The sequence below is a fragment of the Lacticaseibacillus jixiensis genome, assembly GCF_042847315.1.
Taxonomy (GTDB): domain Bacteria; phylum Bacillota; class Bacilli; order Lactobacillales; family Lactobacillaceae; genus Lacticaseibacillus; species Lacticaseibacillus jixiensis.
Genome location: NZ_BAAFPR010000007.1, coordinates 19,741 through 34,013 on the forward strand (window position 1 = coordinate 19,741; position 14,273 = coordinate 34,013).

A 14,273-nucleotide genomic window follows, 5' to 3' on the forward strand; every position below is an offset into this window, starting at 1 on the left:
TATGTATACTGAACAAACCAAAATGGGTGAATTATTGAAGCTGCCAGCGGTGATCGCTTATCTCAAAACCGCGGCGCCTGAGTATCTGGATGCTGCGCAAGCCGCCTATATCCAAGAGATCTCATTAGGTGCCATTGCCAGCCATGTGGACGACGCGCAGCGGCAAGTCTTGCAAACGGTCTTGGATCGGGCCAATGGCACAGCGTCATGATCTGGGGTGTGCAGCAGTTTCAATTGCGCCAGGAATTCAACAGCTTGCACCAAGCTCAGACGACCTTGCAAGCAGTGCGCGACGCAGGCTTTGGCGGCATCGAGTTGAATGATTTCATGCTGCACAGAATGTCTTTAGGCGTCAGGATGTTGTGCCGCTTAGCCGGCATGCCGCTGGGCGGCGGCGGCAAGTTCGATTGGCCTAAGCTGATCGAAGCCGCCAAGCTGCCGGTGATTGCTTTGCATGTGGATCTAAACGGCTTGCTTAAAGATCCCAGCGGCTATTTGGCCACCGCGAAGAAGCTGCAGACCCGCAACTTGGTGATCACCGGCATGCGGCAATTCGATTATCGCGATGATGCCGCTGTGGCGCAGTTGGCCAGCCGCTTGAATCAAGCTGGTCAACTGGTGCAAGCACAAGGCTTGCAGCTGCTTTATCACAACCACAACACCGAATTTCAACGCCTGCATGACGGTAGGATCAGCTATGATGCGCTGATCGAAGCCACTGAACCAAAGCTGGTGGGCTTTGAATTTGATGCGTTCTGGGCTGCCGATGCCGGGGTCGATGTGCAAGCGGTGATGGCGCATTTAGGCCCGCGCCAACACCTGATGCACCTCACTGATCGGGTGCCTTTTTCAAAAGGGCGCAGCGGTCCGATCTTGAAAAGCCGCAGCACGGAACTTGGTGATGGCGTGATGCCGCTGCCTGCCTTGATTCAGCAAGCCAAGCGCAATCAAGTACAAGCCATTGTGTTGGAAAGTACCAGTCATTGGTGCAACAATTCTGGCTTGTTGTCGATGCAGCGCAGTGCAGCGTTCATTCAACATGAACAGTTAGGAGGTGACGGTGATGAATGAGCTGCTCAACCATTTCATCACCAGTGCAAATCAAGCTTATCAAGAAGGCCGGGTGATTGTTTTTACCCAGCAATTCTCGCTGGCCCAGGCGGCATCAGCCGTTGCGCTGCAGGCCACGGCACTGGGAGTCTATGTGTTTGAAATCGATGGCCAACGGGTTTCGGATGAGTGGTTTGCGCCGGGGTATACTTATTATCCCAAGCGCTTGGATTATCAGACTTATCATATTGACCTGTCAGCTGGAGAGCATGAGTTGCGCGCATATTTGGCGCAAGGCTGGTATTCCGGCCGCTACACCTTCGACAATCAAACCGGCTTGTATGGCCAGGTCAACGCGATCGCTTGGCAGTTGAATTTGCCGACTGGGCCAATGTATTCAGATCAAACGGTGACAGAATGGACTTCGCCATATCGCTATGCCGGCTTCTATGATGGCGAAGTGATCGACGCCACGCTTGCCATAACCCCGCTAGGGCAAGCTGTTGCCTATGATGGCTCGCTGCCGGCACAATTGACGCCAAGTACCACGGCCGTACGTTTACAACAAACCATGCAGGTGCAAAAGGTGCAATTGCATGGTGATGAAACGATCCTGGATTTTGGCCAGAATTTTGCAGGGATCGTGGCGATTAACTTGGACCTACTGCCTCAAGGCGCAACGATCACGGTGCGCCATGCGGAACGCTTGACCAAAGCCGGGACGTTATACACCGCTAACCTGCGGCAAGCCAAGGCGACGCTGCAGTATACCAAAGGCGAAGCCGGCGGTTGGTACCTGCCCCAGTTTACTTATATGGGCTTTCGCTATGTGAGTGTGGCCGGGGTGGCTTATCAGCCAGGGTTGATCAAGGCCTACGTCTTGCATACCCAAATGACGCGCACCGGCTATTTCGAATGCGGCAATGCGCAAGTTGAGCGGCTGTATCAGAATCAATTGTGGAGCCAACGGTCTAATTACCTCAGCGTACCTACCGACTGTCCGCAACGCGATGAGCGCATGGGTTATACCGGCGATGCCCAGGTTTATGCTTTGAGCGGGGCGTACAACTACGATACTGAAGCCTTTATGCAACAGTTCGTCCAAGATATGGTCGACAGCCAAGCGGATTCACCGCAAGGCTACATCGGCTCCACAGTGCCGGCCACTAAACCCATGGTCCCGAGTATGCTCAGCATGCTGGGCTGGGGCAGTGCCATCAGCTTGATTCCAGAGATGCTGGCTCAACAGTTCGGCGATACCCAAACCCTAGCGGCGGTTTATCCTAACCTTAAGCGCTATGTTGATTTTGTGATCAGTCAAATGCATGGCCATGACTTGTGGTTGAGCCCCAATCTTGGCGATTGGCTGATGCCAGGCAAAGACATTGCCTGGATGGCGATGCATAACGGTGAAGTGTCTAATGCGTTCGTGATCCATGATCTGCGCACCTTGACCCAACTGGCCCAGCACCTGGACAAGCCAGCCGATGCCAAACGCTATGCTCAACAACTCAAAGCCAGCTTAGCCGCTTATCAAGCACAGTTCATGCATGACGATGGTACGATGAAAGCCGATTACCAAGGGGCCGAAGTGATGGCTTTGGCACTGGTGGTGACCGACCAAGCGCAACGTCAACCGCTGTTGCGTCAGTTGGTCGAAGATGTGCAACACAACGGCTTGAATACCGGCTTCTTTGCCACCCAACACCTGTTGCCGCTGCTGGTTGAAGCAGGGGCTGAACATTTGGCTTATGACGTTTTGTTGAATCCCAAGCAGCCCGGGTGGTTGTTTGAAGTCGCCAATGGGGCTACGACAATCTGGGAGCGCTGGGATGCCTTGCAGGCAGATGGCACGGTTAATGACAGTGCAGTCGGCGATGACAACATGGTGTCGTTTAACCACTATGCATTCGGCAGTGTGGCGCAGTTCTTGTATCAAGACGTCTTAGGAATCCAGCCAGCAGCGCCAGGTTATGCGCGGGTCTTGATCAAGCCAGTCATCGATGAACGCATAGGCCGCGCTGCTGGCAGGTATTTGTCCCGGCATGGGAAAATTGCGGTGGCTTGGCGCTATGTTGATGCGCACACTGTGGCCTTTGATATCCAAACGCCAACTGCGACGCGCTTGATCCTGCCGACGCTTGGGGCGCAAGATATCACCGCCGGACATTATCAATACACGATCGATTTGGAGGCAAAGTCATGACATTCTTATTAGGTACCGCCACGGCGGCACATCAAGTTGAAGGCAACAACACCAATAGTGATTATTGGGCGATGGAACACCAGACACACTCGATTTTTGCCGAGCCGTCTGGGGCAGCCGTGGATCATTATCATCATTATCAAGAAGACATTGCCTTGATGCAGCAGGCCGGGCTGAATGCTTACCGCTTCTCGATCGAATGGGCCCGCATTCAGCCGACCCCGACGACCTTTGATGAAGCGGCGTTGGCGCATTATCAAGCGGTGATCGACGCTTGTCTTGCCGCTGGGTTGGAACCGGTGGTGACGCTGATGCACTTCTCCAGTCCCAAGTGGCTGATCAGCCAAGGCGGCTGGGAGGCGGATTCAGTTGTGCCGGCTTTTGCTAAGTACGTCGAATATGTGATCACGCGCCTTGGCGACAAGCTTCATTATGTTTGCACAATCAATGAAGCCAACATGGGTATTCAAATCGCCGCGATCGCTCAGCGCATCATGCGCCAAATGGGCATCAAGCTGCAAGCCGGAATCAACTTGCCGCTGCCTGAAGAAATGCAGCTGCAAAACGCTGAATCTGAGCAAGTCTTTGGCTTAGCGAAGGGCCAGACACCGCAGACGTTCTTATCGCAACGCACGTCGCATGGGGATGAATTGATCATGGCCGCGCATCGTGCGGCAGTGGCGGTTATTCGCCGCGTGGCCCCACAGCTTAAAGTCGGGTTGACCTTGAGTTTGCACGACTTGCAGCCAGTCGACGACAGTGCGGCGACCAAGGAGAATCTGGCGGCAACTTGGGCTGATGAGTTCACGCATTATTTGCCCGCCATTGCCGATGATGACTTCTTAGGCGTGCAGTGTTACAGCCGCGAGCTGATCGGCCCGCAAGGTGTACAGCCTGCCCCAGCTGATGTGCCAATGACGCAAATGGATTATGAAGACTATCCGGCAGCCATCGGCCATGTGTTGCAAACTGTGGCCAAGGACTTCAAGCAGCCGTTGATCGTGACTGAAAACGGCATCGCTACTGATGATGATGAGCGGCGCTGCACATTTCTTAAGGAGGCGGCGCAAAGTATTCAAGTTGCCATTGATGCCGGCGTGCCGGTGCACGGCTACTTCTGCTGGAGTTTGTTGGATAACTTCGAATGGCAGAAAGGCTTTGCCAAGCACTTTGGTGTGGTGGCCGTTGATCGAAAGACCCAAGTGCGCCACCCTAAGCGCAGCTTGCAAGTGCTTGGCCAACTGCAGTTCAAAGAAGGTGCACAATGAGACAACAGCTTGCATTCAATGATGGCTGGGGCTTCACCAAAGCCCAGATCGATCCGGCTCAGCCGGCCGAAAACTTAACGCCGGTCACCTTGCCGCACACCTGGAATGCGCAAGACGGCCAAGATGGCGGCAATGATTACTATCGCGGCACATGCTGGTATCAGAAGCGCTTTGCTGATCCCACTCATCAAGGGCAAAGCGCTTGGCTGGAAATTCAAGGGGCGGCAATGTCGGCGACGGTTTATCTCAATGGCCGCAAGCTAGCGACGCATCACGGCGGTTATGCAACATTTCGGGTGGCGCTAACTGACTTGGCGAAAGAGAATTTATTAAGCATTGCGGTGGATAACAGCGTCAATGACACGGTGTATCCGCAACGGGCGGACTTTACATTCTATGGCGGTTTGTATCGGCCGGTGGCCTTGGTGTTAGTCGAGCCGGCGCATTTTGCCTTGGATCATGCAGGCGACAGCGGGATCACCATCAGCACCCGCGTGGCAGCGCAAGCCGGGATCATTGACTTAGATGCCAGTGTGGCAGGTGCGGCGCAGACGGTTGATTTCATCGTCGGTGATCAACAGTGCTCAGCAGCAGTGGTCGCAGGTCACGCCCAAGCGACCATGACGATCGAATCTGTGCACTTGTGGAACGGCAAGGCAGATCCGTTCTTGTATCCTGTCACAGCCCGGTTGCATGATCGCAGCGGGGTGGTTGATGAAGTCCAGCTGCATTGCGGCTTTCGCACCATGACTTTTGATCCTCAACACGGGTTCTTCTTGAACCATCATGCGTATCGCTTGTGCGGTGTGGCCCGGCACCAAGATCGCGCTGGCGTTGGCAACGCGGTCAGTGCGGCGATGGAAGATGAGGACTTCGAATTGATCCGTGAGTTAGGCGCCACCACAGTCCGCTTGGCCCATTACCAGCAGTCGCAACATGTCTATGATCTGTGCGATCGCTACGGGCTGGTGGTATGGGCGGAAGTACCGGTGATCTCTGAGCGCCTGGCGCACGGCGATGAGAACGCCATGAGTCAGTTGCGGGAGTTGATCTGCCAGAATCGCCATCACCCCAGCATCGCTTGTTGGAGCCTGTCCAATGAGATCACCGTGGGCAGCGAAGACGGTTCTGAATTATTGGCGTTTCACCAGCAATTAAATGACTTGGCCCACCAATTAGATGCTACGCGACCGACGACTATGGCCAATTTATTCATGTTAGACGGGGACTCGCCGCTAGTCACCGTGCCAGATATCCGCTCTTACAACCTGTATTACGGCTGGTATGTGGGCGAACTCGAACAGAATGAAGCTTGGTTGGATGCCTTCCATCAAGCCCATCCGCAATTAGTGATCGGGTTGTCCGAATACGGTGCCGATGCTTTAGTTACGCTGCATGCGGCCAAACCGGCCAAAGGCGACTTCTCTGAGGAATATCAAGCCGTGTATCATGAACATATGCTGGCAATGTGGGCAAAGCGGCCATATCTGTGGGCGATGCACGCGTGGAACATGTTTGATTTTGCCGCAGACGGGCGTGCCGACAGCGGCGAACCTGGCATCAATCATAAAGGGCTGGTCACCTTCGACCGCAAGCTTAAGAAAGACGCCTTTTATCTGTACAAAGCTTATTTAAGTCCCGAGCCATTCGTGCACCTGTGCGGAAGGCGGTATGCAGATCGCGCCGAGACCACGACTGAAATCAAGGTGTACAGCAACCAGCCGCAAGTGACGTTAATAGTTGACGGTAAGCAGTTTGCCCAAGAAACTGGCGACAAGGTCTTTACCTTCAAGGTGCCGATTACTGGCGTCCACCAGCTTAAAGCCGTAGCCGGTCAGTTCAGTGATGAGATCAAGATCCGCCATGTGACCCAGCCCAACGCCAGTTATCGCTTGCCGCAAGCGACGGTGACGAATTGGTTTGATACCATTCAAGTTACCGCACCGGATGGTTACTACTCGTTGAATGATCGCATTGTCGACTTGCAGAAGAATCCAACTGCGGCCAAGCTGGTGGCGGCCATCAATCAACAACTCGTGCAAGCGTTTGGCGATGTGGCCAAGAATGTGAAGATCCCAGCGGCCATGCAAGCGCAATTGGCCCAGTTGACCTTGAAGCAGACTTTACAACAAGCCACTGGCAAGCTCAGTGATCATATGTTGCAAGCCATCGCTCAAAAGGCCAATGAACAGCTTAACCAGATCCCCAAACCGTAATCGGGATCAGAACACCAAATACGCTTGTGAAATCAAAAGATCTCACAGGCGTATTTGGTGTGCACTTATCTAACATGGGTGGTTGGCGCGCTGTTAGGCAAAGAAGTTCCTAATCACTTGTTCATAGATCTGCTGCGCTTGGCGAAAGCGGGTGATGCTGACGTATTCGTCGATGCGGTGGCCGGTAGCCCCCTCGTCTGCCGTTGGGCCATACCAAACGACGTCGAAGTGGTGCGGACTTTCCACAAACGCACTGGCGTCAGTGGCGCCTTGGGTGAAAATCGGCGTGAAGTCCAAGCCGCGCACACTTTTGACCGCTTGGCGCAAGGTGGTCAGCAGCTTGCCGTTCGGGTCTGAAGTGACTGGGATAATGTTGTGGATCGGCACGAATTCCAAGCGGCCTTCGCCGGTTTGATTAAGCTGGCTGACCAATTTCTCGAAGCGCTTGGTAACTTGCGTGTTGTCAAAAGTCGGCGTCGGCCGCGCGTTGCCGCGCAATTCGGCGGTGTCGGGAATGGTGTTGATTTGCGTGCCGCCATGCAGCATCGTCACCGAATGCACGAATTTGCCAATATAAGGATTAGCCGGCACGTCGTCAAACAGGTGCGCTTCAGCTTGATAAAACGCCGCCAATTTCGTCAACGCATTGATCCCTTGGGCAGGGTTGCCAGAATGCGCCGAGCGGCCGTGGCTGATGACTTTGTAGTTGTATGAGCCGCCGTGGCCCCACTTCAACGCGTTATCGCCGCCTTCGCCCACGATGAGGCCGGCTAAGTCATCAACATAGGCTAATTTAGTGAGTTGATGCGCGCCTAGCAAGCCATATTCTTCGCCGACAGTGGCGAGTAATCGCACATGGTGTTTGAAACCAGCTTGCTTTAAGCGGATCAGCGTCAAAGTCAATGCCGCCAAGCCTGGTTTCATGTCTTCGGCACCGCGGCCATATAATCGGTCGCCATCGATCCAAGGGTCAAATGGATCATGCGTCCAAGCACTTAAATCGCCTGGATCGACCACGTCTTCGTGACCAGTCAAACCCAGCACCGGCCCAGGCGCATCGGCGTTGATTTCAGCGACTAAGTTGTCGCGGCCAGGCGCATAGTTGATCAATTGGCTTTGGATGCCGGCGGCTTGTAATTTGGCCTGCAGGATTTTGGCGACACCGGTTTCGTTGCCGTGAGACGTCGATGAATCGACGCGGATCAAGTCTTCTAACAATTTAATATCTTCGTCCATTTTATCCCTCGTTATTTTGTAACTCATTCAGCCATTGCACCGAAGCCGCTAAGCGTTCGTAGCGCAAGTTCGGCAAGCCGCTGCGTGACAATTCATGGTCGCTTTCAGGAAAGCGCAAGAGCGTCACCGGCACGCCGCGGCGTTTCAAGGCGGTGTAGAATTCTTCGCCTTGGCTAAGCGGTACGCGCAAGTCGTCGGTGCTGTGGATCAATAACATCGGTGTTTGCGCCGCGTCGGCATAGGCCAGCGGGCTTTGCCGCCAAAGTGTGGCGTAATCAGCTCCGCTAAGTTCGCGCGGGGCGAAGTAGAAGCCGATATCGCTGGTGTTAATAAAGCTTACCCAGTCGCTGATGGCCCGTTCTGAGATAATGCCGGCAAAGCGCGTGGTGTGCGTCTGCGCCCAATTGGCAATGAAGCCGCCATAAGAGCCGCCGGTTAGAAACAACCTGGTCGCATCGATCAAAGGATCTAATTGCAAGGCATGATCGACACCGGCCATTAAATCGGCAAAATCTTCACCGCCATAATCGCCAATGCCTGCCGTTAAGAATTCCAGGCCATATGTGGCGCTGCCGCGCGGATTCAGCGCCAACACGCCGTAACCTTGGCTTAAATACACTTGAAATTCGTGCATGTAGCTGTTGCCATAAGCGGCATGCGGGCCGCCATGCACCGAAAGCAGCAAAGGATGCAACTGGGTGGTTTTGGGCCTAAAGTACCAGCCGGAAATCGTGTAGGCGCCGCGCTTGAAGTGCAACACTTCAGGTGCTTGGGCTGGCCAGTCAGGCATGGCAGATGATAGTAACGTGGTGTCGTGGTATAAGGCGCTGACTGTGGTGTGGCTGGTGTAGGTGTAATATACGCTGCCGTCTTGAGCCAAGGCGAAGTCGCCTAAGGTTCCGGTAGGCGTGGTCAGTGTTTTGAAGGCGCCATCGCTTGTCGTTTCTGCCAAGTACGTGCCGCCAGCGCGGGAATAAGTGAAGATCACTTGCCCATTAGCGGTAAAACGCGCGCTTGGGGCATTGAGGTGATATTGAGTGTCGCTGGTGACATGGCGGCCGACTTCCAAATCGTCATCTGCCAGCAAGCGGCGAACATGGCCGTTTGCAATCGTGAATAAGGTGTTGCCTAAGAAGCCTTGCCGATCGAGAGGGTCACCGGTTAACAATACCGTTTCATCATCAGCGGCCAAGTCTTGCACCTGACCATTGCCGGAGAAAACCGGGTTCACTTGGCCATTGTCGATGTTAACAAAACTGACGGTGGTTTTCGGTGCACCGTTGTGATCATTACTTGGGGCTTCTTGTTCGATCACTAATTTGTCAATGCCCACTGCTTTTAAGATAAAAGCGCGCGGACTTTGAAAAATCAGCCGTTGCGCTTGCGGCAGGAAGCCTTGATGCCACACTTCATGGGTCAAGTCCTCGCGCAGGATACCTTGGCCGTTATGGTGATAGTGCAGTGACGTGATCTTAAGCGGATGCGGCAGCGGATCTGTTGGCAGCGTTGAGTTTGGCTGGATAAACCAGCCGCGGCTGTCGTGATCCCAGAAGAAGCGCTTAACGCCTTGGGTAAACCAGGTGCGCTGCAAGGCGACCCCGTGCCAGTTTTGGCTGAAAAGCTGCGTGGTACCATCCCCTGTGCGGCTCAACCATGCCAATTGACTTTGATCAGGCGCCAGTTGCGGTGCCGTGTCATGGCGGTGATCGAAGCCAAAGTCAGGCGCGTGGCTGCCAAAGCAGCGCATTTGCGATTGGTAACTGTTGCTGGCTTGATCCAGCCAATTTTCGACAACAATGACGCCATCAGGCATTGCCACGGGTTGTGAATAGGTGTGCAAAGCGAATAAGTCGCTGGTCGTGATCGACATACGCGGGCCTCCTGTTTGATTTGCCCTTGATTAAACCGCGAATGCTGACAAAAAACAAGTTTTTTCACTTCGACAATTTTATCATCGGGTTCTAATCCGTGCTGTAAAGCCTATTAAACGGGCACCAAAGATTAGAGCTTGATTTCATTGCGAACAACTTTTTTCGCAAAAACGTTGACAAGCAACCTGAGATACGATTACACTATGGTCAATCAATTGCAAGGAGGCGACGATTTATGGCAGCACGTAAGAACATGATGATGATGTGCATGTGTGACGGTATGTTAATTCATAGCGGCTCTTTTGTGCACGTCCGTAGATCATCGTCGAATTGAATCGGCGTCAGCGGCGTCTCGAGGAGCAATCCTCGAGGCGCCGTTTTTTGTCCAAGAGCGGAGTGGCGCGCATTTAGCGGTGGATATAAGGCGGGATGACGCAAAGGCGGTTTGTGCCTTGGCGGCGTCACGACTTATATCACGCCGCGTTGCGCCACGCAGCTCGCCGATAAAACAAGAGCGAAGTGGCGTCACGACTTATATCACGCCGCGTTGCGCTACGCAGCTCGCCGCCGATCACACAAAAAGGGGAAATTCACATGGCAAAACGACAGCTTTATCTTTTTTCAGCAGCAATCACCGGTTTAGGGTTGTTGCTGGCAGCTTGCGGCAATACTTCAAGTGCTTCCAGTACCAAACAAGAACTGAACTTGGTGCAAGACAGCGACCCGACCACGCTAGACGTTAACGACGAACGCAATATGACTGAAGTGAACGTGATGAATGCCACCGAAGAAGGGCTGTTTACCGTTGAATCCCATAACGGCAAAGATAAGCTCGTCGCCACTGGCGCCAAGTCTTATACGGTTTCTGATGACGGGTTGACCTATACTTTCAAGCTGCGCAACAGCAAGTGGTCTGATGGCAAAGCCGTCACTGCCCAACAATATGTGGATTCGATCTTGCGGGAATTGAACCCAAAGAACGCTTTTGCCCATGCCAGTTCCGTTTATGCCATCAAAGGCGCACAGGCGTATAACACCGGCAAAGCGGCGGCTAAAGCCGTCGGGGTCAGCGCGCCAGACAGCCATACGCTGAAGATCCAATTGGCCTATAAGGATTCGTATTTCTTAAACGAGATCTCCAGTGTTTACTTCTATCCGGTGTGCTTGGATCTGATCAAGAAAGTCGGCAACAAAGCTTGGAAGACTGACTACAAGGCCCAAGTGTCTAACGGCCCCTTCAAATATCAGTCTTGGAAGAAGAATGACAAGCTGGTGTTGGTGAAGAACGATAAGTATTGGAACGCCAAGCAGGTCAAGTTGCAGAAGGTCACTTACACCACCACGACCAAAGCTTCCACCATCTTGAGCTTGATGCAATCTGGCCAACTTGATGCCATCAGCGCAAGCGGCGCCACTGCCGGCGACTTTGACCAGTTGGCCAAGAGCAACAAGATCACCAAAGTGGCGCAACCAGGCGCCAAAACCACCTTCTTGGTGTTTAACCAGCACAATGGCGGCCACTCCGGTTTGTTTAAGAATGCCAAGATCAGAGAAGCCGTGTCTTTGGCCGTTGATCGCAGTTCGTATAACAAAGGCGTCTCCGATGGCAAAGACACACCAACCGATAATGTGGTACCAAAAGCGGCAACCGTTGCCGGCAAGAACTTCTATCAATACACTGGTGACGTGTTAGCTGCGGCCAAGCAGCAATACAACACCGATGCCAAGCTGCAAGCCTTGTTTAAGGCAGGTTTGAAGGAATTAGGCAAGAGCGATGATTTGGATCAAGTCAAGCTGGTTTATCTGGCCGATACTTCAGCTGCCAGCGATTCCGGCACAGTGATCAAGCAACAGCTCGAAAAGCACTTAGGCATTCACGTGCAGGTGAAGGTCACTGCCGATGACACCGCCTTTTCTGCGACGCGTGATAAGAACGCCTATGATATTTACACCTTGTCTTGGTCAAGTGCGACGGCGCAGAACGCCTTGGCATTATGGGTTTCCAGCAATGGGTTCCAGCGTTACTTCGGCGGGTACGACTCTGCAGCTTATGACAAGTTATTCGATCAGCTGCAAACGGCCAAGAATGACGACGAACTGTTAAAGACCTTCGCGGCTTTGCAAACACAACTTGTGGCCAAAGACTTCGGGGCAGCGCCGCTGTTGAATTCCAAGACCCAGATCTATATTTCTAAGCGCGTGAAGAATCTGCAAACACCGGTATTTAACCAGCAGTTTAACTACACTTACGCCTATAAGAAGTAACTGATGCTGGCGATGGGCAGCCAATTGCTGCTCATCGCTTGTTGTCGTCACGACATCAATTGGTGATGCCGCGACGACAACAACGTACCATCTATTGAAGAAAGAGAGTTTGCCATGTTCAAAGTGATCATTCGGCGCTTGATCGAGTTAGTGGTTTCATTATTTCTGATCACCAGCGCCACCTTCTTCTTGTTGGCGGCGGTGCCTGGCGATGCGCTGTCGGCGCAAACCAATAACTTGCCGGAAGCAGCCAGAGCCCGGGTCTACAAAGAATCCGGCTTGAATAAACCGGTGCTTGAACGCTACAAGATCACCATGACGTCGATGCTGCATGGCAACTTTGGTGAGTCCATTGCCGATCCGGGGATGACGATGTCTCAAGTGATCCATGATAAATTCCCGGTATCGATTCGCTTAGGGATCCAGCAGATCTTGTTAGGGGTGCCTTTGGGGTTGCTGTTTGGGATCTTGGCGGCGATTTATAAGAATACTTGGGTCGATCGCTTGGTAACAGTGGGCAGCTTGTTGTTGATGTCGGTGCCGAGTTTGGTCTTGGCGTTGCTGTTGCAAAGTTATTTCGGCGGCAAGTTAGGCTGGTTTCCGATTTTGGGTTGGCCAGAAGGCGACCAATTATGGTTTGGCGGCTGGGCGATGACCCTGCTGCCGACGATTGCCGGGGCGCTGCCGCATATTGCCAGCTTTGCGCGGCTGTTAAAGAACGCGATGCTTGATATCTTAGGCTCAGACTATGTGCAAACTGCTCGGGCCAAAGGGGTGCCGGAATATCGCGTGGTGACGCATCACATCATTCGCAACGCCGCGATTCCGGTGATCACGCGCTTGCCGATGACGATCGCCTTTTCGATCACCGGGTCGGTTTTTATCGAAAGTATCTTTGTGATTCCTGGGGTCGGCCAATATTTCGTCCAGGCGTTGAATAATCGCGATGTGACGATCGTGATGGGGGAAACCGTGTTGTTGGCGGCATTGTATATCGGGTCGCTGTTTGTCACTGACTTGTTGTACATGGCGGCAGATCCGCGCATCAAATTATACGCACACAAGGAGGCTTAACATGGCTGCGACAGACTTTAACTTTGTGACTGAAGCACAACGCGCTGCCTACGTGAACCTGGCTGCCGTTCAAACCCCGCCAAGTGTGGGCTTCTGGCGGGCAGCCGGGCGCAAGCTGCGCCATGATAAACTGGCGATTTTCTGGTTGACTGTGTTGATTTTGGTGGTGTTGTTTGCGGTGTTGGGGCCGCTTTTCTCCAACCAAAGCCCAAATACCTTACACATTAACTTGCGCAATATTGCGCCAAATGGCACGCATTGGTTTGGCACCGATCGCTTAGGGCGCGACTTGTTCACCAGAGTTTGCTACGGCATTCGCGTGTCGCTGTTGGTGGCGCTGGTGGCCACCGCCATTGGTACCGTGATCGGCACGATTTACGGCATGGTGATGGCGTTTTTCGGCGGATTGGTCGATGAGTTGCTGATGCGGCTGCTGGAGATCTTCAATTCGCTGCCGTCGCTGTTATTGACGATGATCATCATGGCGGTGTTAGGCAACGGCGTAGGCACGATGCTGTTTGCTTTGGCAATCACCAGCTGGTCATATGGCGCTCGGCAGGCGCGCGGGTTGGTGTTGCAATTGCGGCACAAGGATTACGTGACTGCGGCTTTAATGTTAGACACGCCGTTGTGGAAGTTGATGGCGCGGCATTTTGTTCCGAACATGGCGTCGATTCTGATCTTAGACATCGGCCAAAGCATTCCGTCAAACATCTTCGCTGAAGCCAGCTTGAGCTTCTTAGGCCTAGGGATCCAAGCGCCGAACACCAGCTTGGGGATCTTGATCGCCGACGGCCAAGACCAAATGCTGCAACATCCGATCGAGTTGTACATCCCCATCGCGTTTCTGGTGGTGATCGTGTTGGCTTTCAACATCTTCGGCGATTCGCTGCGCGACGCGTTAGACCCGCGCTATCACGGAGGTGCCTGATGCATACGTTAGCTTGGTTAGTCGTCGCCGCCAGTCTCTTCATCGCCGCGTTCAAAATGCTCTCGCACCGCTTGGCGGCTGTGCGCTGGTGGTGGCTGATTGCCGCGGCAGTATTGGGCGCCGTGGTTGGGACAGTGGTTGATGCGTTATAGAAAG

At 53.4% G+C, this 14,273-nt stretch carries 11 protein-coding genes; 9 read left to right on the top strand and 2 right to left on the bottom strand.

All coding sequences use genetic code 11. From position 1 onward, the window contains the following. The first annotated feature begins 1 nt into the window (after position 1). Genes ACGG90_RS05990 through ACGG90_RS06010 form a run of 5 tightly spaced genes read left to right on the top strand, consistent with a single transcriptional unit; the run spans position 2 to position 6,740 of the window. On the top strand, positions 2 to 211 hold the full coding sequence (locus ACGG90_RS05990; protein ID WP_390407091.1) for a hypothetical protein: 210 nt from the start codon (positions 2 to 4) through the stop codon (positions 209 to 211). After that, a complete protein-coding gene (locus ACGG90_RS05995; RefSeq protein WP_390407092.1) occupies positions 208 to 1,071 on the top strand; it encodes a sugar phosphate isomerase/epimerase family protein in 864 nt (287 codons plus the stop codon). The genes ACGG90_RS05990 and ACGG90_RS05995 overlap by 4 nt, the downstream gene beginning before the upstream one ends. Next, the gene (locus ACGG90_RS06000) at positions 1,064 to 3,256 is read left to right on the top strand and encodes a family 78 glycoside hydrolase catalytic domain (protein WP_390407093.1); all 2,193 of its coding nucleotides are present in this window, start codon (positions 1,064 to 1,066) and stop codon (positions 3,254 to 3,256) included. Before ACGG90_RS05995 ends, ACGG90_RS06000 begins: the two co-directional genes overlap by 8 nt. After that, entirely contained in the window at positions 3,253 to 4,524 is a 1,272-nt protein-coding gene (locus ACGG90_RS06005; protein WP_390407094.1) for a glycoside hydrolase family 1 protein, read from the top strand. Before ACGG90_RS06000 ends, ACGG90_RS06005 begins: the two co-directional genes overlap by 4 nt. Continuing rightward, positions 4,521 to 6,740 (top strand): glycoside hydrolase family 2 protein, encoded by a 2,220-nt coding sequence (locus ACGG90_RS06010; RefSeq protein WP_390407096.1) that lies wholly within the window; start codon positions 4,521 to 4,523, stop codon positions 6,738 to 6,740. Before ACGG90_RS06005 ends, ACGG90_RS06010 begins: the two co-directional genes overlap by 4 nt. A gap of 93 nt (positions 6,741 to 6,833) precedes the next feature. Here ACGG90_RS06010 and ACGG90_RS06015 read toward each other — a convergent pair whose 3' ends face one another. Both ACGG90_RS06015 and ACGG90_RS06020 read right to left on the bottom strand, forming a co-directional pair. Beyond that, positions 6,834 to 7,976 (bottom strand): ArgE/DapE family deacylase, encoded by a 1,143-nt coding sequence (locus ACGG90_RS06015; protein WP_390407097.1) that lies wholly within the window; start codon positions 7,974 to 7,976, stop codon positions 6,834 to 6,836. A gap of 1 nt (position 7,977) precedes the next feature. After that, positions 7,978 to 9,846 carry an alpha/beta hydrolase family protein gene (locus ACGG90_RS06020; RefSeq protein ID WP_390407098.1) on the bottom strand — a complete coding sequence of 623 codons (1,869 nt, stop codon included), beginning with the start codon at positions 9,844 to 9,846 and terminating at the stop codon, positions 7,978 to 7,980. A gap of 595 nt (positions 9,847 to 10,441) precedes the next feature. Between ACGG90_RS06020 and ACGG90_RS06025 the strand changes: the two genes are divergently transcribed. The 4 genes from ACGG90_RS06025 (at position 10,442) to ACGG90_RS06040 (ending at position 14,269) form a co-directional block, all read left to right on the top strand. Next, on the top strand, positions 10,442 to 12,112 hold the full coding sequence (locus ACGG90_RS06025; RefSeq protein WP_390407099.1) for a peptide ABC transporter substrate-binding protein: 1,671 nt from the start codon (positions 10,442 to 10,444) through the stop codon (positions 12,110 to 12,112). A 114-nt stretch (positions 12,113 to 12,226) separates the two neighbouring features. Continuing rightward, on the top strand, positions 12,227 to 13,186 hold the full coding sequence (locus tag ACGG90_RS06030; RefSeq protein ID WP_390407100.1) for an ABC transporter permease: 960 nt from the start codon (positions 12,227 to 12,229) through the stop codon (positions 13,184 to 13,186). A gap of 1 nt (position 13,187) precedes the next feature. After that, on the top strand, positions 13,188 to 14,117 hold the full coding sequence (locus tag ACGG90_RS06035; protein ID WP_390407101.1) for an ABC transporter permease: 930 nt from the start codon (positions 13,188 to 13,190) through the stop codon (positions 14,115 to 14,117). After that, on the top strand, positions 14,117 to 14,269 hold the full coding sequence (locus ACGG90_RS06040) for a hypothetical protein (protein ID WP_390407102.1): 153 nt from the start codon (positions 14,117 to 14,119) through the stop codon (positions 14,267 to 14,269). Before ACGG90_RS06035 ends, ACGG90_RS06040 begins: the two co-directional genes overlap by 1 nt. The last annotated feature ends 4 nt before the right edge of the window (positions 14,270 to 14,273 follow it).